At 67.4% G+C, this 20817-nt stretch carries 19 protein-coding genes; 11 read left to right on the top strand and 8 right to left on the bottom strand.

Annotated features, from left to right (window positions below; all coding sequences use genetic code 11):
* The first annotated feature begins 5 nt into the window (after positions 1 to 5).
* Together PSS76_RS12885 and PSS76_RS12880 are read left to right on the top strand one after the other, a co-directional pair.
* The gene (locus PSS76_RS12885; protein WP_337456246.1) at positions 6 to 1628 is read left to right on the top strand and encodes an FAD-binding protein; all 1623 of its coding nucleotides are present in this window, start codon (positions 6 to 8) and stop codon (positions 1626 to 1628) included.
* Between the two features lie 11 nt (positions 1629 to 1639).
* Entirely contained in the window at positions 1640 to 2206 is a 567-nt protein-coding gene (locus PSS76_RS12880; protein ID WP_005515223.1) for a TetR/AcrR family transcriptional regulator, read from the top strand.
* 22 nt (positions 2207 to 2228) lie between these two features.
* On the opposite strand, the gene PSS76_RS12875 is transcribed toward PSS76_RS12880, so the two are convergent.
* Both PSS76_RS12875 and PSS76_RS12870 read right to left on the bottom strand, forming a co-directional pair.
* Entirely contained in the window at positions 2229 to 3005 is a 777-nt protein-coding gene (locus tag PSS76_RS12875; protein ID WP_005515222.1) for an SDR family NAD(P)-dependent oxidoreductase, read from the bottom strand.
* 112 nt (positions 3006 to 3117) lie between these two features.
* Positions 3118 to 4011: a pseudouridine synthase gene (locus PSS76_RS12870; protein WP_013414979.1), complete on the bottom strand. Its 894-nt coding sequence runs from the start codon at positions 4009 to 4011 to the stop codon at positions 3118 to 3120.
* A gap of 490 nt (positions 4012 to 4501) precedes the next feature.
* Here PSS76_RS12870 and PSS76_RS12865 point away from each other — a divergent pair, with 490 nt between their 5' ends.
* From PSS76_RS12865 to PSS76_RS12855, 3 genes are read left to right on the top strand one after another with little or no spacing between them, the layout of a single operon-like run.
* Positions 4502 to 5491, top strand: a complete 990-nt coding sequence (locus PSS76_RS12865; protein WP_049799410.1) for an alpha/beta hydrolase — start codon at positions 4502 to 4504, stop codon at positions 5489 to 5491.
* A gap of 55 nt (positions 5492 to 5546) precedes the next feature.
* Complete coding sequence (locus PSS76_RS12860; protein WP_037084577.1) at positions 5547 to 6428, top strand: oxidoreductase; 882 nt, start codon at positions 5547 to 5549, stop codon at positions 6426 to 6428.
* Positions 6429 to 6433: 5 nt separating this feature from the next.
* Positions 6434 to 6973, top strand: coding sequence for a VOC family protein (locus PSS76_RS12855; protein ID WP_013414981.1), 540 nt, complete (start codon positions 6434 to 6436; stop codon positions 6971 to 6973).
* Position 6974: 1 nt separating this feature from the next.
* Here the strand turns inward: PSS76_RS12855 and PSS76_RS12850 are convergent, their stop codons facing one another.
* On the bottom strand, positions 6975 to 8411 hold the full coding sequence (locus tag PSS76_RS12850; protein ID WP_013414982.1) for an MFS transporter: 1437 nt from the start codon (positions 8409 to 8411) through the stop codon (positions 6975 to 6977).
* A 253-nt stretch (positions 8412 to 8664) separates the two neighbouring features.
* Here PSS76_RS12850 and PSS76_RS12845 point away from each other — a divergent pair, with 253 nt between their 5' ends.
* The gene (locus tag PSS76_RS12845; protein ID WP_337456245.1) at positions 8665 to 11097 is read left to right on the top strand and encodes an ATP-dependent Clp protease ATP-binding subunit; all 2433 of its coding nucleotides are present in this window, start codon (positions 8665 to 8667) and stop codon (positions 11095 to 11097) included.
* A gap of 64 nt (positions 11098 to 11161) precedes the next feature.
* On the opposite strand, the gene PSS76_RS12840 is transcribed toward PSS76_RS12845, so the two are convergent.
* Positions 11162 to 11743, bottom strand: coding sequence for a TetR/AcrR family transcriptional regulator (locus PSS76_RS12840; RefSeq protein ID WP_005515203.1), 582 nt, complete (start codon positions 11741 to 11743; stop codon positions 11162 to 11164).
* A gap of 185 nt (positions 11744 to 11928) precedes the next feature.
* On the opposite strand from PSS76_RS12840, the gene PSS76_RS12835 reads away from it, so the two are divergent.
* The 3 genes from PSS76_RS12835 (at position 11929) to PSS76_RS12825 (ending at position 14308) form a co-directional block, all read left to right on the top strand.
* On the top strand, positions 11929 to 12684 hold the full coding sequence (locus PSS76_RS12835; RefSeq protein ID WP_013414984.1) for an SDR family NAD(P)-dependent oxidoreductase: 756 nt from the start codon (positions 11929 to 11931) through the stop codon (positions 12682 to 12684).
* 101 nt (positions 12685 to 12785) lie between these two features.
* Entirely contained in the window at positions 12786 to 13058 is a 273-nt protein-coding gene (locus PSS76_RS12830; RefSeq protein ID WP_013414985.1) for a hypothetical protein, read from the top strand.
* 89 nt (positions 13059 to 13147) lie between these two features.
* A complete protein-coding gene (locus PSS76_RS12825; protein WP_013414986.1) occupies positions 13148 to 14308 on the top strand; it encodes a 3-ketosteroid-9-alpha-monooxygenase, oxygenase component in 1161 nt (386 codons plus the stop codon).
* Between the two features lie 131 nt (positions 14309 to 14439).
* Here PSS76_RS12825 and PSS76_RS12820 read toward each other — a convergent pair whose 3' ends face one another.
* On the bottom strand, positions 14440 to 15210 hold the full coding sequence (locus tag PSS76_RS12820; protein WP_005515198.1) for an IclR family transcriptional regulator: 771 nt from the start codon (positions 15208 to 15210) through the stop codon (positions 14440 to 14442).
* 182 nt (positions 15211 to 15392) lie between these two features.
* Positions 15393 to 16106, bottom strand: a complete 714-nt coding sequence (locus PSS76_RS12815) for an SOS response-associated peptidase (protein WP_013414987.1) — start codon at positions 16104 to 16106, stop codon at positions 15393 to 15395.
* A gap of 224 nt (positions 16107 to 16330) precedes the next feature.
* On the opposite strand from PSS76_RS12815, the gene PSS76_RS12810 reads away from it, so the two are divergent.
* The gene (locus PSS76_RS12810; protein ID WP_231849562.1) at positions 16331 to 16948 is read left to right on the top strand and encodes a hypothetical protein; all 618 of its coding nucleotides are present in this window, start codon (positions 16331 to 16333) and stop codon (positions 16946 to 16948) included.
* A 194-nt stretch (positions 16949 to 17142) separates the two neighbouring features.
* Positions 17143 to 18588, top strand: coding sequence for an MFS transporter (locus tag PSS76_RS12805; protein WP_064057895.1), 1446 nt, complete (start codon positions 17143 to 17145; stop codon positions 18586 to 18588).
* 172 nt (positions 18589 to 18760) lie between these two features.
* On the opposite strand, the gene PSS76_RS12800 is transcribed toward PSS76_RS12805, so the two are convergent.
* Positions 18761 to 19882: a bifunctional 2-methylcitrate synthase/citrate synthase gene (locus PSS76_RS12800; protein WP_337456244.1), complete on the bottom strand. Its 1122-nt coding sequence runs from the start codon at positions 19880 to 19882 to the stop codon at positions 18761 to 18763.
* Positions 19879 to 20817 carry a methylisocitrate lyase gene (gene prpB / locus PSS76_RS12795; RefSeq protein ID WP_337456242.1) on the bottom strand — a complete coding sequence of 313 codons (939 nt, stop codon included), beginning with the start codon at positions 20815 to 20817 and terminating at the stop codon, positions 19879 to 19881. The genes PSS76_RS12800 and prpB overlap by 4 nt, the downstream gene beginning before the upstream one ends.

Raw genomic sequence — 20817 nt, 5'->3', positions numbered from 1 at the left:
GAAACATGCAGTCGTACGGTGGATCCGAGAAGTGGGACGGCGAGGCGGACGTCGTGGTGGTCGGCTTCGGCGCGGCCGGTGCCAGTGCCGCCATCGAGGCCGCCGACCTGGGCGCCGATGTGTTGGTGGTTGAGAGGTTCCAGGGCGGTGGGGCGACCGCGATCAGCGGCGGCATCTACTACGCGGGCGGTGGAACTGCGCAGCAGAAGGAGGCCGGCTTCGACGACACCCCGTCGGCGATGTTCGACTACCTGAAGCTCGAGACGGCAGGCGTGGTCTCCGACGAACTGCTCGAAGACTTCTGTGAGCGCAGTGTCGAGAACCTGCAGTGGCTCGAGCGCCTGGGGGTGCCGTTCGAGGGCAGCATGGCGCCACGGAAGACGTCATATCCCACCAACGAGTACTACCTGTACTACTCGGGCAACGAACTGGCGCCGCCGTACAAGGACGCGGCGACCCCGGCCCCGCGCGGTCACCGGACCAAGGGCAAGGGCACGTCGGGCAAGGTGTTCTTCTCGGCGATGGCGAAGTCGGCCCGCAAGCGCCGGGGTATCGACGTCCGCTGCCAGACCACGGTGACGTCGCTGATCACCGACGACGCCGGGACGGTGATCGGCGTCGAGTGCCGCGAGGTGGATCCGCGGGCCCGGGGGCGCCGCGTCCTGCACCGCGTGCTCGGGTCGCTCAACCGCAAGTGGAACCTCTACTACCGCCCGGTCGGTCGCCTGATGGACGGCCCCATCCGTCGGATCGAGGACGGGCACTCGGTGGTGCGCCGGTACCGGGCGCGCAAGGGTGTCATCCTCGCCGCCGGGGGATTCGTCTTCGATCGGGAGATGCTCGGCGAGTACGCGCCGCGCTACCTCGGCGGGACCGGGCTGGGCACGATCGGCGACGACGGCAGCGGTATCCGGTTGGGGCAGTCCGCCGGCGGTGCCACCGATCGCATGGAACGGGTGTCGGCGTGGCGCTTCTTCAATCCGCCGATCGCGATGACCGAGGGCGTGCTCGTCAACAAGGAGGGCGAGCGCATCTGCAACGAACTGTTCTACGGCGCGAAGATCGGCGAGCACATCGCCGAGCAGACCGATGTCGCCGCGTATCTCGTCGTCGACTCGCGCGTCCTCGCCGACGCGAAACGTCAGGTCCCCGAACAGACGCTGTGGTTCCAGCGTCTGCAGACGACGTACCTGTACACCGTGGGCCACAAGAAGGGTGCGACTGCCGAGGAGCTCGCCCGCCGTACCGGCATCGATCCGGCGGGCTTGGCGCGGACGCTCGAGCGGTACAACGCGGACCGTCGGGCCGGGGTGCCCGATGCGATGGGCAAGGATCCCGCTCACGTCACGCCACTGGTCGACGGCCCGTTCTACGCGTTCGACTGCTCGATCCGGGTGCAGGCCGGGTTCCCGTGCCCGGTGCTCACGCTCGGTGGCCTGACGGTCGACGAGTGGACCGGGGCGGTGACCGAGGTGGACGGCGCTCCGATCCCCGGTCTGTACGCGGCCGGACGCACCGCGGTCGGGGTGTGCTCGCAGTCCTACGTCAGCGGCCTGTCCATCGCCGACTGCGTGTACTCGGGGCGCCGGGCGGGGGCCGTCGTGGCACGAGGTGGGCGGCTCGCGTAGCCTCCGGACATGTGTCTGGCGATTTCGAATCGACCCGTCGTCGGCTGACGACCAAGCAGGCCGAGACGGTGTCTCGGCTGACTCGCTGCGCCGTGGAGGTGTTACGCGAGAACGGGTTCGCCGGATTGACCGTTCGTTTGGTGGCGAAGCAGGCCGGGGTGGCGCCGGCCACGGCCTACACCTACTTCTCGTCGAAGGAACACCTGGTCGCGGAGGTGTTCTGGCGCCGGCTGGCGGCGATGCCGGCCGACGAGCCGGTCTCCGACGACCGGACCACCCGCATCGTCGAGGTGCTGCGCAGCGTCGCACTGCTGGTCTCCGACGAGCCCGAACTCGCGGCCGCCGTCACGACCGCGCTGCTGGGCCGCGACCCCGACGTCGTGCACCTGCGGGCGCGCATCGGACTCGAGATCCGTAAGCGACTGCTCCACGCGATGGGCGACGAACCCGACGACGACCTCCTCGAGGCGCTCGAAATGCTGTACGCGGGCGCGTTGCTGCGGGCCGGGATGGGGTACGACTCGTACGGGCACATCGCCGACAGGCTCGAGATCTCGGCGCGTTTGCTGCTGCCGTGATCCCGAGCCGGTCGGGGACGGCTCAGACGGTGTAGCCGCCGTCGACGTTGAGCTTCTGGCCCGTCACGAAACCGGCCTTGGGGCTCGCGAGAAAGCAGACGGCTTCGGCGATGTCGACCGCGGTCCCGAACTTCTGCAGTGGGATCCGGCTCATCGTGACGTCGAGTGCCCGCTGGTCCAGGCTCTGGGAGCTGATGAGCCGTTCGGCCATGCCGTCGGTGAGCATGCCCGGGCCGACCGCGTTGAAGCGGACGCCGAAGCGTCCCTCCTCGGCGGCGAAGCCTCGCACCAGCGCCTCGACGGCGCCCTTGGTTCCCGCCGACAGCCCGTCCCGAACGGGGTAGCGGTCGGTGGCGGCGGTGGTGACGGCGACAACCGAGCCCGACGCCTCGCGCAGCGCCGGCAGGCAGGCCTGCACGACGGTGAAGAACGCGGTCGCCTCGTCGGTGAGATGCGCAGCGTACGTGGACGGCTCGACCTTCGACAGGTGCACCATCGGCACGTGCGGGCCGGCCGCATGGGCCAGGATCGACAGGTCGCCGAAGTCTGCGGTGATCGCGGCGACGAGGTCGCCCAGTTGCCGGGCGTCGGTGAGGTCGACCGAGTGTGCTGCGGCACGGACGCCGAGTTCCTCGACTTCGGTGACCAACTTGGTGGCGGCGTCGGCGTTGGATCGGTAGGTCAGGACGACGTTGTGTCCCTCGGCTGCGAGTCGGCGGACGATCGCGGCGCCGATCCCGCCGGTGCCGCCCGTGACGAGGGCGGTGGTCGTCGTCGAACTCGAGGATGTGGTGCTCACTGGTGTGCTCCCTGCTGGCGTCTGTTCCTTGCGAGATGTCAGGCAACCTAGCACTTGCTTGGTTTCGAGTGCTCTGATTCGCCCGGGCAATGGGAAATCCCGGGCCGGAACGTCAAACGGTGAGCGTGCGCCGGCTCTCGAAGCGGCGGCGGATGCCGGTGTAGGGATCGTCGAACTCGAGACTGCGTGCGAGTAGGCGTAACGGGTCGGAATAATCGTCGGAGGCCACGTCGTAGAAGCGCGGATAGAAGTTGTCGCCGATGATCGGGACGCCGAGCGAGCACATGTGCAGGCGCAACTGGTGGGTCTTGCCGGTGCGTGGCAGCAGCCGGTAATGGCCCACGCCGTCGCGGACGTCGAGCAGTTCGATGCGACTCTCCGCATTCGGCTCGCCGTCCACCTCGCGCGCCTGTAGTACGCCGCGCTCCTTGATGATTCGGCTCCGTACCGTGACCGGCAGGTGCAGGGACGGATCGTGCCGCGCGAGCGCCTCGTACACCTTTGTCGCCCGGCGTTCGTCGAAGAGTGACTGGTACGCGCGCCGTGCCTCGCGGCGCACCGTGAACAGCAGCACCCCGGCGGTGATCCGGTCCAGTCGGTGCGCGGGGGTCAGTTCGGGTAGATCGAGTTCGCGGCGCAACCGGACCAGGGCCGACTCGACGACGTACGCGCCGCGCGGGGTGCTCGCGAGGAAGTGCGGCTTGTCGACCACGAGCAGGTCCTGGTCACGGTGCAGGACGTCCACCTCGAACGGGACGCGCTTCTCGGCCGGTGGGTCGCGGTAGAGGTAGAGGAACGCGCGGGGCCGGTACGCGGTGACGGCGTCGATCGGCGTGCCGTGCTCGTCGACCACCTCACCCGCATCCACCTTCTCCTGCAACCTCTTCGCGTCGCCGGGAAACCGCGACAGTAGGTACCCGAGCGCGGTGGGCCACGCGCCGTCGTCGGGTAGGCGCAGTCGGGTGGGATTCAGTCCGTCGCGGACGGGCAGGGGAGCGGCGGGCACGTGTCGACGGTACCGGCCCCGGCTCGCGACGGGTCGTGTGCAGGGCGTTGACGTGCGCACCTTCTTACCTTACCCTTCGGTAAGTTGCGGCGTCCGCCACTCTCGAGGGGTGGGTGGTGGCGCTGCCCTTCTCTTCGACGCGTCGCCGGGCTGCGCTGCCGGCGTCCTTGGTCAACAACCCGCGCGGTCCGTTTCGCGGGGCGAGGCGGCCACCCACGACGCGCGTGGCCGCGCTTCTTCGTCGTGGTGCGCGGGCCGCCGACCGGGCGGGGTCGCCATTTCTGCTGATCGCGGCGCATATCGTGGTTCCGGAAATCGACTACCACGAAATCTGTGAACCATCCGAAACTCTCAGAGAACTCTCAAGAATTGTCCGAGAGAGAGTTTTGCCACATTTCGTTCTGCTAACGACTGCTCGTGTGCAGCTGATCAACAGAGGGTTGTGTTCGTTGTTCGTCGAGGTCGACGGCAGGTGGCAGGAAGCGGTTCGATGTACTACTCCGGAAATTGGGCGACGGCATGGCGACATCGACTGATGGCGGTTCTCGTCGCGTTGATCACGTGTGCGGGCTGCGTGTTGGCGGCTGCGCCCGGGGCTTCCGCGGGGACCGCTCGCCAGGTAGCGCGAGGTGGCTATCAGGAGCTGTGGGTCCCTTCGTCGATGGGGGACATCAAGGTTCAGGTCCAGTGGGCCGCGCGCGGCGGTAGCGCCTCGCTGTATCTACTCGACGGCATGCGGGCACGCAACGACCGCAACGCGTGGAGCTTCGAGACCAATGCGATGGAGCAGTTCGCGCTGGACAACGTCACTCTCGTCATGCCTGTGGGCGGCGAAGCCAGCTTCTATTCGGACTGGTACAACCCCAGCAATTTCAATGCTCAGCCGATCACCTACAAATGGGAGACGTTTCTTACTCGCGAACTGCCCGACTATCTGGCCAATTTCGGTGTGGACCGCACGAATACCGGAGTCGTCGGGTTGTCGATGGGGGGAACGGCCGCAATGACGCTCGCCGCCTACCATCGTGACCAGTTCCGATTCGCCGGCTCGCTGTCGGGCTATCTGAATACGACGGCGCCGGGCATGCGCGAGGCGATTCGGATTGCGATGTACGACGCGGGCCGCTACAACGCCGACTCGATGTGGGGCTTCCCGTGGGATCCGGCGTGGATGCGCAACGATCCGTTCGTCTCGGCGCCGCAACTGCAGGGCCTGTCGATGTACGTGTCCGCCGGCAACGGGATACCGGGCGTGTACGACCGACCCACCGACCTGGTCGGCTACTGGAACACGACGATGGCGATGGGCCTCGAGTTCCTGTCCATGGTCACCACGCGGGCATTCGAGTTTCGTCTGCACACCCTGGGCATTCCCGCGAACTTTCAGTTCCGCGGCACCGGTACCCATGCGTGGCCGTACTGGTCGGGCGAGCTGTGGCAGGCGCGACCACAGATCCTGAACGCGTTGAACGCGTGGTGAAGACGTCTTGCGCGCATCGACACTTCCGCCGACCAGGTTTCCGTAGTCTGTGGCCATGACCACATGGGATGCAGGGGACATCGTCGATCAGAGCGGCCGGACGTTCGTCGTGACGGGTGCTAACAGTGGGCTGGGGGCCGAGGCGGCGAAGGCGCTCGTGAAGGCCGGCGCGCACGTGATCCTGGCCTGCCGCAACGTCGACAAGGGCAAGGCCGTCGCGGCGCCGTTGGGGGAGCGGGCGGAGGTGCGCCGCCTCGACCTCGCCGACCTGGCGTCCGTGCGGGAGTTCGCGGACTCGGTCGATGCGGTCGACGTGCTCGTCAACAACGCGGGCGTGATGGCGGTGCCGCTCGGTCGCACGGCCGACGGGTTCGAGATGCAGTTCGGCACCAACCATCTGGGGCATTTCGCGCTCACCGGCCTGCTGCTGGGCAAGGTCACCGATCGTGTCGTGACGATGTCGAGCACCATGCACAAGATCGGCAGTATCGACCTCGACGACCTGAACTGGGAACGCCGAACGTACCGGCGCTGGCCGGCCTACGGGCAGTCCAAGCTCGCGAACCTGCTGTTCACATACGAGTTGCAGCGCAAGCTGTCCGCGTCGGGTTCTCAGGTACGCGCGTTGGCGTCGCATCCCGGTTACGCCGCGACGAACCTGCAATCGCACACCGAGTCGATCTCGAGCAGGGTCATGGCGCTGGCCAATCCGTTCATCGCGCAGTCGGCGAAGATGGGCGCGCTGCCGATGCTGTACGCCGCGACCGTGCCCGACGCGATCGGCGGCAGCTACCTCGGTCCGTCGTCGATGTTCGAGACGCGGGGCTACCCGAAAGTGGTTTCGTCGAACCGGAAGTCGCACGACCGGAGCGTTGCGCGACAATTGTGGTCGGCGTCGGAGCAACTCACCGGCGTCACCTACGACTTCGGAGGCTGACCGCGTTGGCGATCGAGCGACTCAACCACGCCGTCCTGTTCGTGTCGGACCTGCAGCGCAGCCTGGCCTTCTACCAGGATGTGCTCGGGTTCAAGGCACTGCCGGGCGGGTACCCCGGTGCGGCGTTCCTGCAGGCGCCGGACTCGGCGAACGACCACGACCTGGGCCTGTTCCAGAGCCCCGCCCCGGTGAGCCGCGTGACGCCGGGCAACGTCGGGCTGTACCACCTGGCCTGGGAGGTCGACACGCTCGCCGCCCTGGCGCAGATGCGTGAGCGTCTGCTCGCGGCGGGCGCGCTGACGGGGGCCAGCAACCACTGCTCCACCAAGGCGTTGTACGCGGCCGACCCGGACGGCATCGAGTTCGAGGTGTGCTGGCTGGTGCCGGACGCGCTCGCGATCGACGAACTCGTGCCCGCACAGCCGCCGACGCGTCCGCTCGACATCGATGCCGAGATCGCCCGCTACGGCGCTGATACCCGCGGGGGTCCGCGCACCGATCGGCACCTATGGGAGCGGGTGTTCGCGGCCCGCGCCCGCGGCTGAACTAGCCGGCGATCGCGTCCACGTCGCGCCGGACCGCGGTCTTCGGGCGCCCGCGCACCGGGGTGGCGCGCCACGCGGTCCATACTCCGACGAATGCAAGTGCGGCGAAGCCGAACAGCAGCAGTTGCGCCGAACGCATCTCGGACTGTCCTCCGAGGTTCACCAGCACGCCCGCCAGCGCGGTACCGAACGCGTTGGCGATCAGCTGCACGGTGTTGATCGCGGCGGACGCGCGGGCGCCCTCGACCGGTTCGGCCACGGCGTTCATGGCCCCGACCGCCAGATGCGGCCACGCGATGCCGATGCCCGCGCCGGCGACGATCAGCCCGGTCGCCCAGAGCGCGACGCGGCCGCTCCCTACCTGTTCGGCGAGGACCACTGCCATGATCGCGAGGCCGGCCGCGACCAGGAGCGGGCCGCATCGCACGATGCGGCGGACCGCGTTCGGAGCCGCCGCCGACGCGCTCGGGATCTCGCCGACCGTCCAGCCGAGTGCCAGTGCGGCACCGAGAAATCCGGCGACGAGGGGCGCCAACCCGGCCAGCTGCTGCCCGAACAGCGGGACGAACGTCTCGACCGTCGATGCCATCGCGAGGACCCCGATGGTCAGGTACACCCATTTCAGGGACGACCCGGAGAACGTCGACGGTGGCAACACCCCGTGCGGGCTGCGCCGGTCGGCGGCGACGAACCACACGACCAGGCCCACCGCGCCGGCGACGGCGGCGGCCGCGATCGCCGCGTGGGAGAGGAGCCCGGCGACGCTCACCAGCAGCGTCGCGGCGGTGAGCAGCGCCAGCGGGACGACCGGCACGGGGGCGACGACGCGGTCGTCCGCACGGGTGTGCGGCGGCAGGACTACCGGAACGAGGGCAGCGACTGCCGCGGTGCACACGATCAGCGCACCGAACGCCCACCGCCACGCGCCGAACTGGGCGAACGCCCCGCCGACGGCAGGGCCCACCAGGGTGCCGACACCCCACATGGTGGAGACCAGTGCGCTGGCGCGGGTCCACAGATGCCGGGGCAGCGCGGAGTTGATCACCGCGTATCCGAGGCCGGCGAGCAGGCCGCCGCCGAAACCCTGCACGGCGCGTCCGGCCAGGAGCAGTTCCATGGTCGGGCTCAGCGCGCACACCACGGTTCCGAACGCGAAGAGGGCGAGGCCGATCAGATAGGCGCCGCGCGGGCCGCGGGCGGCGAGCGTCCGACTGACGATCATCGACGAGAGCACCGACGCGATGAGGAACACGGTCGACGTCCAGGCGTAGTAGCGACGTCCGCCGATGTCGTCGATCGCGGTGGGCAGCAGACTGCTCGTGAGATAGACGTTGGTCGCGTACAGCGCCACTCCGCCGGCCAGTACGGCGGCGACCCCGAGATGTCGCCCGCTCAGCAGTTGACGCCAGGTGCCGGAGCCGTCGGTTCGGGTTGTCATGGCCCCGAAGGTAGAAGCTCGAGCGCACTCGAGGTCAAGGAGATGGATGCGCCCGAGAAGCACTGTGTTCGTTGTCACAAACGCGGACCTTCGCCGCGTCGGGTCGCGCGAACACCCAGGTCGCGGGCTTGTCGACGGCTCTCGGCGCGGGTCGGCGTCCTTGCCGCGCCGACGATCCTGGACGGTCGGGAATTGAATCTCGCGGAGGCATGTTCCATGAGTCAGTAAGACTCAACTTTGGAGGAGGCTGCGAATGCCGGCATTCTTCGGGCCCGAGGGGCCCGGGCGCATCGATATCACCCGTCTCATGAGCAGTGACACGCAGCAGCTCATGGCCGAGGCTGCGCAGTTCGCGGCCCGACGCGGTGACACGGGCCTGGACGCACTGCACATCCTGCACGTGGCCGCGGTCAAGGATCCGGTGCGCGACATGGTCAAGCGAGTGGGTGGGGACCCGGAGGCGATCTCGAAGGACGCGGAGGCGCGCCTGCCCCGTGGTCGCGAAGCCGTCTCGATCTCTCCGACGGTCACGGCCGCCGGACGTCGGACGCTGCTCGACGCACACCAGATCGCGCGCGCACTCGGATCGACCTACATCGATCCCGAACACATCTTCCTGTCGCTGGTCTCCAACGGGGACTCGACGACCGGGCGCATCCTCGCGTCCGCCGGTGTCACGCCGGAGTCGATGCAGTCCGCGGTGAACGCGAGTGCTGCGGAGCCGCAGCAGGAGTCGGCCACCCCGACGCTCGACAAGTACGGCACCGACCTGACCGAGCGGGCCCGCTCCGGCGGCGTCGACCCGGTCATCGGACGTAGCGACGAGATCGAGCAGGCCATCGAGATCCTGGCGCGCCGGACCAAGAACAACCCGGTTCTGGTCGGTGAGGCCGGCGTCGGCAAGACCGCCGTCGTCGAGGGTCTGGCGCAGCGCATCGTCGACGGAGACGTCCCGGAGGTGCTGGCCGACAAGAAGATCGTCCAGCTGGACCTGGCCGGCATGCTGTCCGGAACCCGCTACCGCGGCGACTTCGAGGAGCGGCTGACCAAGGCGGTCGACGAGATCGTCGCGCAGGACGGCCGGCTGATCGTGTTCATCGACGAGCTGCACACCATCGTGGGTGCGGGCGCCGGCGGCGAGGGTGCCATGGATGCCGGAAACATCCTCAAGCCCAAGCTGGCTCGCGGCGATCTCCGCATCGTGGGTGCAACCACGCTCGACGAGTACCGCAAGCACATCGAGAAGGATCCCGCGCTCGAGCGGCGGTTCCAGCCGGTGACCGTGAACGAGCCCAGCCAGGACGACGCCAAGGCGATCCTGAGCGGGCTGCGCGAGCGGTACGAGGAGCATCACCGCGTCAGCTACACCGACGAGGCGATCTCCGCTGCCGTCGAACTGTCGTCGCGGTACATCGCCGACCGGTACCTGCCGGACAAGGCGATCGACCTGCTCGACCAGGCCGGCGCGCGGAAGCGCCTGCAGCTCGGCGCATCCAATCCGGATGCCAAGGCGCTGCAGCAGCGGATCGCGCGACTGGAGAAGGCCAAGGAAGATGCGGTGAGCGCCGAGAACTACGAGCGCGCGTCGCAGCTGCGCGACGAGATCGCGGGAGCCGAGAAGCGACTCTCCGAGACTCGCGCAGGTGAGCCCGTCGCGGTGGGGACGCCGTCGGTGACTGCCGAGGACATCGCGGAGATCGTCGCGCGGTCCACGGGAATCCCGGCCAGCCAGATGACGCAGAAGGACAAGGAGCGTCTGCGGCGACTGGAGGACGAACTGCATCGGCGGGTCGTCGGCCAGGAGGATGCGGTGAAGGCGATCGCACGAGCGGTGCGACGCAGCCGGACCGGCATGGGTGATCCCCGTCGTCCGGTCGGTAGCTTCCTGTTCCTCGGTCCGACGGGCGTCGGCAAGACGGAACTGGCGAAGGCGTTGGCGCAGTCGCTGTTCGGTGACGAGAGCAAGATGCTGCGGCTCGACATGAGCGAGTTCGGCGAGCGGCACACCGCGAGCCGACTGGTCGGGGCGCCTCCGGGTTACGTCGGCTACGGCGAGGCCGGTCAGCTCACCGAGCAGGTGCGACGTCACCCGTACTCGGTGATCCTGCTCGACGAGATCGAGAAGGCCCACCCGGATGTGTTCAACGTGCTGCTCCAGGTGCTAGACGACGGACGGCTCACCGACGGCCAGGGCCGCACGGTGGACTTCAAGAACACCGTCCTGATCATGACGAGCAACCTCGGCTCGGACATCATCTCGAGCAAGGGCGGGGCGCTGGGCTTCACCACCGGTGACGCCGCGGCGACCGAGAAGCCCCTGCGCGATCGGGTGATGGGCCGCCTGCGGGAGTCGTTCCGGCCGGAGTTCCTCAACCGGATCGACGAGATCGTGATCTTCCGCAAGCTCGAGGCCGAGCAGCTGCACCGGATCACCGATCTGCTGCTGGGCGAGAGCCGGGATCGCCTGCGGGCTCAGGACATCGACATCGAGTTCACTCCCGATGCGGTGGACTGGATCGCCGAGCACGGGCACCAGCCCGAGTTCGGGGCACGGCCGCTGCGCCGGACCATCGCCCGTGAGGTCGACGACCGAATCGCCGATCTGCTGCTCGACGACGTCCTCGACGCCGGTGGGCGGATCACGGTCAAGGTCACCGACGACGAACTGGATCTCGTGGTCAGCTGACGCCGAGACAACGACAAGGGCGGGACAGGTGAAAACCTGTCCCGCCCTTCGTTGTGTGCTGCCCTCAGCGCACGCGGAGTCCGTCGATGTAGATCGACGTGATCTCGCGGGCGAAGTCGGCATTGGACTTCTGCGGCGACGCGCGGAACCACCGACTGGTGAGCCACACCGAGTCCCGCATCAGTTGGTAGAAGGTCGCGGCATCGACATCCGAGCGGAGTTCGCCGTCCGCCTGGGCCTCGGTGATGCACTGCATCCATAAACCTGCCGCGAAGTCGCCCTTGTCGTCCAGGCTGGCCTCGAGCATCTTGTCGCGCATGTAGTCCGTCTCGACCTGCCAGATCGCGGTGGCGTGGCGATGACGTTCGGCGGCGTCGATCGCCACCAGTACGAGGGCCTCGAGGCGTTCGATCGGGGGAAGGTTCTCGGCGATCACCTGGGAGCAGCGTTCGTAGAGTTCGTCGACGTACACCCGGATGATCTCGGTGACGATGGCTTCCTTCGACGGGAAGTAGTGGTAAAGCGTGCCCGAGTAGACGCCGCAGGCGTCCGCTATCTCCCGCACCGTCGTGGCGGAGATGCCCTTGGTCGCGAAGATCTCGCCGGAACGGTCGAGTATCTGGCGCCGACGTTCCTGCGGATCCATCGCGGTTGTTCCCCCTGTACCTGGGTCGATCGGTTGCCGGTCGAGGCGCCTCATGCTACCTGCGACCGCACCGCCCCCGACCAACCTGGCCAGGCAATCCTACATTGATTGATCGCTTGCTCAATATCGTGTCTTGGATCACAATGGTCGGCAGTTGTGGCCGAGATCGGAAGTGGGAGCAGTTGATGGGTGTACTCGAGGGCGACGTCGCGTTGGTGACGGGTGCCGGTCAGGGGATCGGACGTGGAATCGCCCTGGCGCTGGCCGCCGAGGGCGCGCGCGTCGCGGTCGTCGGGCGCACGCTGTCGAAGGTCGTCGACACCGCCGACGAGATCGTCCGTCGCGGCGGTGACGCCGTCGCACTGCAGTGTGACGTGACGGACGCGGAACGCATCGACGCCGTGGTCGCGGATGTGGTCGACCGATACGGCGGCCTGTCGATCCTGGTGAACAACGCGCAGACCCCGGCTCACGGCATGCTCCTGGATGTCAGCGAAGACGACTACCACGGCAGCATGAACTCGGGTCCGCTGGCGACGCTGCGGCTGATGCGCGTGTGCCACCCGCATCTGAAGGGTCGCGGTTCGATCGTCAACCTCGGCTCCGCCGCCGGGCTGAAATGGGATCCGACCGGTACCGGTGCCTACGCTGCCGCGAAGGAAGCGGTGCGGGTGCTCACGCGCACCGCCGCGTGCGAGTGGGGCAGCGACGGGATCCGAGTCAACGCGGTGCTCCCGCTGGCGTCGACCCCGTTGATGGACGAGTGGGCAGAGCTGAATCAGGAGGCGTACGGGGAGTATCTGCGGAGCGTGCCGCTCGGTCGTCTGGGTGACGCCGAGTCGGACATCGGGCCGGCCGTGGTGTTCCTGTGCAGCCCGGCCGCCCGCTACATAACGGGGCATTCACTGCCGGTCGACGGAGGGCAGGCTTTCCTGAGGTAGTGGAGCACCGAATTCTTTACCGCTCAACGGAAATCGACAGCAACGAGCAAGCCCACTGCTCGTACGGTGGACCAATACAGTTCCAACGGAAGGATCGCGCAATGCAGCCGGTCGAATGCGGAGCGTGCGGCAACCGCGTACTCGTCGAGAAGTACAGCTCGACGCACACCAGCACCCAGTGGCTCGAGGATGCGGAGACGGCGTGCGCCGAGTTCCGTGACGCCGCGGCGAACGGAACGCACAGCATGTACGTGCGCACGTGCGGTGCGTTGACCGAGAGCATCGACGAGGCGGTCGCCGAGGGGCGTCTGGGCGAGTCGTACCGGACCGTGCCGGTCTCGGGGTCCACGGCGGAAGTCCGTCCGTACTCGTAAAGCGCCGGAACCAGATTCTCTGCGATTCCGTATTTTTCGACGCTGCCCGCACATGGGCGGGAAGCGTTCACTTCTTCGAAGGAGGCAAGATGACCGAGATTTCCGACGACGTCGAGGTCCGGGAGATCGTGGCGGGCAGCAATCCCGACCGCTTCGCTCGCGGCTGGCACTGCATCGGCCGCGCGCAGGACTTCCGTGACGGAAAGCCGCACCAGGTCAAGATCTTCGGCACCGACCTGGTGGTGTTCGAGGACAGCAAGGGCGAGCTGCAGGTGCTCGACGCGTTCTGCCGTCACATGGGTGGCAACCTCGCGATGGGCGAGATCAAGGGTGACACCATCGCCTGCCCGTTCCACGACTGGCGCTGGAACGGCAAGGGCAAGTGCACCGACATCCCCTACGCGCGTCGTGTTCCTCCGGTCGCCAAGACCAAGGCGTGGGTCAAGCTCGAGCGCAACGGTCTCCTCTTCGTCTACAACGACCCGGAGGGCAACCCGCCGCCGGCCGAAGTCACGATCCCGCAGATCGAGGGCTACGACGAGGGTGGCTGGAGCGACTGGAGCTGGAACACCTACGTCGTCGAGGGTTCGCACTGCCGCGAGATCGTCGACAACGTGGTGGACATGGCGCACTTCTTCTACGTGCACTTCCAGATCCCGACCTACTTCAAGAACGTCTTCGAGGGCCACGTCGCGACCCAGGTGATGCGGTCGGGTGGGCGTGACGACATCCAGACCGGTGTCCAGCTCGGGATGGCCGAGGCGGAAACCATTTCGGACGCTTCGTACTTCGGCCCGTCTTTCATGCTCGACACCGTCTACACGGTTGCCGGCGACATCAAGGTCGAGACGAAGCTGGCGAACTGCCACTACCCGATCACGAACAACTCGTTCATCCTGCAGTGGGGCACCATCGTCAAGCGGACCGAGGGGTTGTCGGACGAGGACGCCAAGGCGATGGCGGAGCAGTTCACGGAGGGCGTCGAGCACCAGTTCAAGCAGGACATCGCGATCTGGAACCACAAGAGCCGTATCGAGAACCCGCTGCTGACCGAGGAAGACGGCCCGGTCTACCAGTTGCGTCGCTGGTACCAGCAGTTCTACGTGGACGTCGCAGACGTCACGGAGGACATGACCAAGCGCTTCGAGTTCGAGGTCGACACGACCCGCGCTCAGCAGAACTGGCGTGACGTCGTCGCGGACAACGTGGCGAACGGCGTCAAGCCCGTCGAGCTGGTTGCCGACGTCTAGTCCGCCGACGGCACCGACTGTGCCCCTGCCGATCATCGGGCAGGGGCACAGTTGTTTTCGCGGGTGCGGGCAACGACGAAGGGGTGGTTCCGCCGACCGGCGGAACCACCCCTTCGTCGTGTGGGGGAGTGTCAGGCAGGGATGGGGCGCAGGGTGCGGCTGCTCGTCATGTGCCGCCACGTCGCGAGCGCGGCCATGCGGACCGGTGCCACCAGTGCCGAGCTGTTCATGCTCTTGGTGGGGCCGCACACCGAGACCGCGCCGACGGTGTTCTTGCCGTCGCCGATCGCCGCTGCCACGCAGGAGACGCCGACGGTGGTCTCGTCCCGATCGTGCGCGATGCTCTGCTCACGGATTCGTGCGAGCTCCACGCGCAGTCGCGCCGCATCGCCGATGGAGTTCGGCGTGGGGCCTACCACCGGATGCGGCATGACCGACTCGGCATCGATCCGCGAGCTTGCGAGCAGCGCCTTGCCGATCGCGGTGCGGTGGGCGGGCTGGCGCCCGCCGACGCGCGACGGGACCGACAGCGTGAAACGGCCGCCGATCTTCTCGAGGTACAGCACGTCGGGGCCGTCGAGCACCGCGAGGTGGACGACGAGTCCGGTGGCGTTGTGCAGTTCGTGCATCACCGGCAGGGCCGCCTGGTGCACACGATCGTGGTGCTGCGCGAGGGAGCCGAGCTCGAGCATCTTCATGCCGAGTTCGTAGGCGTGCCCGTGTCGGCGGATCCATCCGATCCGAACCAGTTGCAGCAGCATGCGGTGCGTCGACGACCGGGGAAACCCGGTGCGCCGCGAGAGCTCCGACAGGGTCAACCGCTCGGCTTCCCGGAATGCGTCCAGCAGGACTGCGACACGGTCGATGACTGCGATGGGGGAGCTTGCGTCTGTCGTCGTCATGACGTTCTGAACCTCCAGGGTGCTCGCATTCCAGTCTGATTGAGCAAGCGTTCAATCAAGTGGTGCGAACTGTATCAGCGTGAGCCGCGTCGCTCCAGCGGCCCCGTCGATTCATTTCGGTGATGCACCGGATCCCGATGCCATGAGGCCCGGAGCGGTCCGGCGCCGCTCTACTTCTCGTCCTAGCCGACCGGGTTCAGCAGCTCCGGACGGTCGTTCTCGACGTTGTTGACCGCCGTGCTCACTTGGTAGGGCTGCAGATGCGGTTCGGGGATGGAGTTGACCATCGCCTGCACTTCGTCGCGGTCGGTGATCGAGGGGTCGAGCCAGTGCTCCCAGAACGACGCGGGCAGGATGACAGGGGAGCGGTCATGGATGTGTCCGGTCGCATCCGTCGCCTGTGTGGTGAGCACGGTGGTGGTCCACAGCCAGCGGTCTGGATCGTCCTCGGCCTTGGACGGGTCCGGCCACAGCTCGTAGAGGCCGGCCATCGCGAGGACCGGGTCGTCGCCGTGGAGGAAGTACGGAATCTTCTTTCCTTCGGCGTCTTTCATCCATTCGAAGTATCCGTCCGCCGGGATGATGCAGCGGCGCTTCGCGGCGGCCGATCGGAAGCTGGGCTTCTCGGTGATCGTCTCCGAGCGGGCGTTGATCAACCGGGAGCCGATCTTCGGGTCCTTCGACCACGCCGGTACCAGACCCCACTTGGCGGTCCTGAGCTGCCGCTCGGCGCCTGCTCGCGGCTCCCTGCGGGGCGCGCGTTCGAGCACGACGCGAACCTGTCGGGTGGGGGCGACGTTGTACGACGGCGGCACTTCGGGGCCCACCGACTCGGCCACATCGAACAGCGAGCGCAGTTCCTTGTCGGTCGTGGTCGAGGCATACCGTCCACACACGCGCGCGTCTCCCGTCGTCGCAGGTACCTCGCGAACGATATCCGCACCACGGACACTTGCGCGGCAGAGCGCGCTGCCGACCCGGAAAGGCCCGGATGCGTGCGGTCGCCCCCTCGGACGGCATGCGTCCGGGCTGCGCTCCCGTGGGCTCCCCCGGAGCGCCGATTCGTACACTCGATCGACTGCGGGCAACAAGGTCGGAATCGTGGATGAAAGGAACGGCGATGAGATCCCAGGGATGCGGCGAGAGTGGAGTACCCGACGGTGCCGACGCGGCGCCGGACATTCCCGTGCCGCTGCTTCGGGATTACCGCCACATCGGCGGAATCGAGTCCATCGAGGTCGACGGCACACGGTACTTCTTCGGTTACGACTACAGCGAGGATCTGGTCCTGTCCCCGCTCATCAGCGACAGCGGACTCATGGCGGTGTTCGCGGAGACCCACATGGAACAGCGAGACGGTCTCCACGATCGTGAGTACTGGCAGGGTCTGGTCGACGGATCCGTCGGGTCCTCCGAATTGGCGGAGCCCGAGTCGTGCACCTTCGAGTCCGCGCGACTGCGGTCGATCGTCACCTCGCTCGAGCGCGTCGCGGAATCCGGGATACCGATGCCCGACTTCAGCTTTCCGTACCACCTGAGATTCCTTCTGTCGTCCGCCGGGCAGTGGAAGGAGCAATTCACCGCGGCGGGGGAGGGCATCAGGGCGATCAAGGGAACGGAGGATCCCGACGACGGGTCCACGCGTGAGCAGATCGCACGCGACATCCTCCGCGAGATCGCGAATGCGATGGAGGTAGCCGGGGGCAACTGGGCGGAGGTGTTCGACGCCCTTGCCTGAGCGGGGCCCGGTGCTCCGCGAAAGTGACGAAGCGGCAATCGGATTGGTCGAAGACGGCGCGTCGGCGGCGGGGGTGCGTCCGTCGATCCATGCCACCTTCCCGTTCATCGGGAAGCGATGAAGGTGAGTCCCGTCTCACCTCCTAATGTGCGTCCGGTCACTGTTGGACCCCAGACCGGAATGTGTAGGTAGAAATGGCAGTCTCCGTCTCTCAGGGCGACGCAGCCCCCGTGCGGGGCCCCGGCGATGCCGGCGGCTCGACCGGGTACTGGATCCGTGTCCTGCTGATCCTCGTTCTGCTCACCGAGCAGGCGGCGCTTGCCTTCGCCCTCTTCACTCCCGCGCTCCCGAAGATCGCTGCGGAGTACAAGACCACGCAGGTGGTCTGGGTGATGACGGCGCTGGTTCTGGCGGCGGCCATCGCGTCGCCGATTCTCGGGAAGCTCGCCGACGTCTACGGCAAGAAGCGCATTCTCGTGGTCACCGCCGCGATCGCGAGCCTCGGTGCGCTCATCTCGGCGGTTGCGCCGACGTTCCCGATCCTGCTGGTCGGCCGCTTCCTGTCCGGTGTCGGCTTCGCCTTCACCGCGCTCGGTTACTCGCTGATCCGCGACGTGTTCCCGGCTCGCCTGCAGGCCATGTCGATCTCCATAGCGAACACCGGCGTCGGTGTCGTCACCGTCGTCGCGCCACTGATCTCGGGCTACATGCTCGACCACTCCGGTGTCTCGTCGGTGTTCTGGTTCTCCTTCGGGCTGTGCGCCGTGGGCGGACTGCTGACGCTGTTCTTCGTCCCCGAAACTCCGGTGCGTGCCAAGGTTTCCGTCGACTGGCTCGGCGCCTTCCTGCTCACCGTCGCGCTGTTCACCGTCATGCTCGCGCTGTCCTTGGGCGCCGGTTGGGGCTGGCTGAGCGGAAAGACCCTCGGCACGCTCGCCGTCACCGTCGTCTTCGCGGTCGCCTGGGTCGTCTGGGAGCGCCGCGTGCCCGAACCGCTCATCAGCATCGACGTGCTCGCCAGCCGCAAGGTCGGCATCACGCTGCTCGCCGGCGGCATCGCCTACGGAGCGACGACGCTCACCGCGACGCTCATTCCGATGCTGCTGCAGACCCCGAAGGAAGCGGCCGACTACGGCTTCGGACTCACAGTCACCGACATGGCGCTGTGGATGCTGCCCGGCGGTTGCCTGATCGTCCTCGGTGGCGTCTTCGTCGGCGCGACGGCGAAGCGCATCGGCTTCCGTCAGCACCTCGTTCTCGGCGCCGTCCTCATCGCGCTGGGTGCCACCTGGCTGGCGACGACGCCGGACCAGGCGTGGCAGGTCGTGTGCGCGTACGGTCTCATCGGCTTCGGTTCGATGATCTACGCCGCGATCCCGAACCTGGTGATGATGGCGCTGCCCGAGGACCAGCGCGCGATCGGCGCCAACTTCACCGGTCTGTCGCAGTCGATGTTCGGCGGCATGCTGTCCTCGGTGGGCTTCGCGCTGTTGGCGCAGCACGTCATGACGGTCGGCCCCGCCGGCCCCGTCTACAGCTCGGACGGGTTCTTCGTGGCCTTCATGGTCGCCGCCGGCGCCGCACTGCTCGGCGCGGTCCTGGCCTTCGGTATCACCGTCGGACGACGCGGCGAGGGATAGTCCCGCAACGCTTTCGGCGCCTCGGGGCCTGCACCGTCATCCGGTGCAGGCCCCGAGGTATTCGCGGCCTCACGTCCTCCGCGGCGTCGCGTCACACAGTACTTCCCGGGAACACACACCTTGTCGTAGTCGAACCGCGGTGTGATCCCGGCAGAACCTGTGTGCCACCGGCTCAGGCCACCACCGAGCGCTGCGGCACGCCGGTGTACTCGCTGAGCGGTCGGATCAGGGCGTTGGACTCGCCCTGTTCGATGATGTGCGCGGTCCACCCGGTGATGCGACTCATCACGAAGATGGGTGTGAAGATCTCGATGTCGAAGCCCATCAGGTAGTACGCGGGCCCGGTGGGAAAGTCGAGGTTGGGCGCGATGCCTGTCGCCTCGCTCATGGTGCGCTCGAGGATCTGGTACATCCGGACCCACTTGTCGCCGCCGGTCCTCGCGGCGACGTCGAGGAACGCCTGACGCATGGTCGGGACGCGCGAGTCACCGTTCTTGTAGACGCGGTGCCCGAAGCCCATCACCTTTTCCTTGCGGGCCAGCTTGCCGCGCAGCCAGGACTCGGCGCGTTCGGGTTCGCCGATCTCGAGCATGCCGTGCATGACCGCCTCGTTGGCGCCGCCGTGCAGCGGTCCCTTGAGGGTGCCGATCGCGGCGGTGACGGCGCTGTAGATGTCGGACAGCGTCGAGGTCACCACGCGGGCGGCGAAGGTCGAGGCATTGAAGCTGTGCTCCGCGTACAGGATCAGCGACACCTCGAAGGCCCTGACGATCTCCTGATCGGGGATCTCGCCGAAGCACATGTTCAGGAAGTTCTCGGCGAAGCCGAGGTGGCTGTGCGGCGCGATCGGGTCGAGACCGTGGCGCCGGCGATGATCGGCGGCGACGATCGTCGGCAGCACCGCCATCATGCGAAGAGCCTTCTCGCGGTTGGCCTTCGGAGAGCTGTCTGCCTCCTCCGGGTCTTCCGCGCCGAGGAAGCTGATCGCGGTGCGCACCACGTCCATCGGGTGACAGTTGTCCGGCATCTTCGCCACCAGCGCGAGCAGCGACCGGTCCGCACGGCGGCTGGCCCGCTCGCGCTGGCAGAAGAGTTCGAGCTGGGCGTCCGAGGGCAGCTCACCGTTCCACAGGAGGTACGCGACCTGTTCGAAGGTGCAGTTCGCCGCCAAGTCCTGGACCGCGTAGCCGCGGTAGGTCAGCGAGTTGGTCTCGGGGACGACCTTCGAGATCGCGGTGGTGTCGACGACGACGCCGGCCAGGCCTTTGTAGATCGTCGGGACTGCATTCGTCATTGGTTCCCTCCGAGCGTGAAGTTGAAGACTCCGGAATCGAATTCGTTGTAGCGCTCGTACTCGAGCAGTTCGTACAACCGCGACCGGGTCTGCATCTGATCGAGCTGCCCCTCCTGCGTGCCGGTCGCGTGGATCTCGCGTAGGCCCCGCTCGATGGCGCCCATCGCCAGCCGCAGCGTGGTGACCGGGTAGATCACCGCGTTGTAGCCGATGTCCTCGAGCGTCTGCGCGGGGATCAATCGGGACTTGCCGAACTCGGTCATGTTCGCGAGCAGCGGGATATCCACCGCGGCGCGGAACTTCGCGAAGTCCGCCTCGGTGTGCAGGGCCTCGGTGAAGATCAGGTCGGCGCCGGCGTCCGCGTAGGCCTTGGCCCGCTCGATTGCGGCGTCGATGCCGGTCTTGCCGGAGGCTGCGTCGTATCCGATGCCGGCGGCGTCGGTGCGGGCGCAGATCACGAAGTTCGGGTCCCGCCGAGCCGTCACGGCGGCGCGCAGGCGACGAACCATCTCGTCGGTGGGGACGATGGCCTTGCCGTCGAGGTGTCCACACCGCTTGGGATTCACCTGATCCTCGAGGTGCAGGCCGGCGATACCGGCGTCCTCGGCGGCAAGGACGGTGCGCGCCGCCGACATCGGCTCACCGAAACCGGTGTCGGCGTCGATGAGCACCGGCAGATCGGTGATCCCGGCGATCTGCCCGCCGTGCGCGACAACTTCGGTGAGCGTGGTCAGCCCGATGTCAGGCAGTCCGAGCGCAGCGGAGAAAGCGCCGCCGGAGACGTACACGCCCTCGAAACCGATCTCCTGGATCAGCTTGGCGCTCAACGGGTTGATCGCACCGGGCAGGCGCTGGATCTTGCCCGACGACAGGCCCCCGCGGAAAGCGATGCGCTTGTCGGCCGCGGAGGTGGAAGCGGCGATGAGACCGGTCAT

Origin of the sequence: Prescottella sp. D32 (assembly GCF_037287305.1) — a bacterium.
In the GTDB taxonomy this organism is placed as follows: Bacteria; Actinomycetota; Actinomycetes; order Mycobacteriales; family Mycobacteriaceae; genus Prescottella; species Prescottella equi.
The sequence above is the reverse complement of the archived record's forward strand: the minus strand, read 5'-3'. Positions and strand labels throughout refer to the sequence as shown.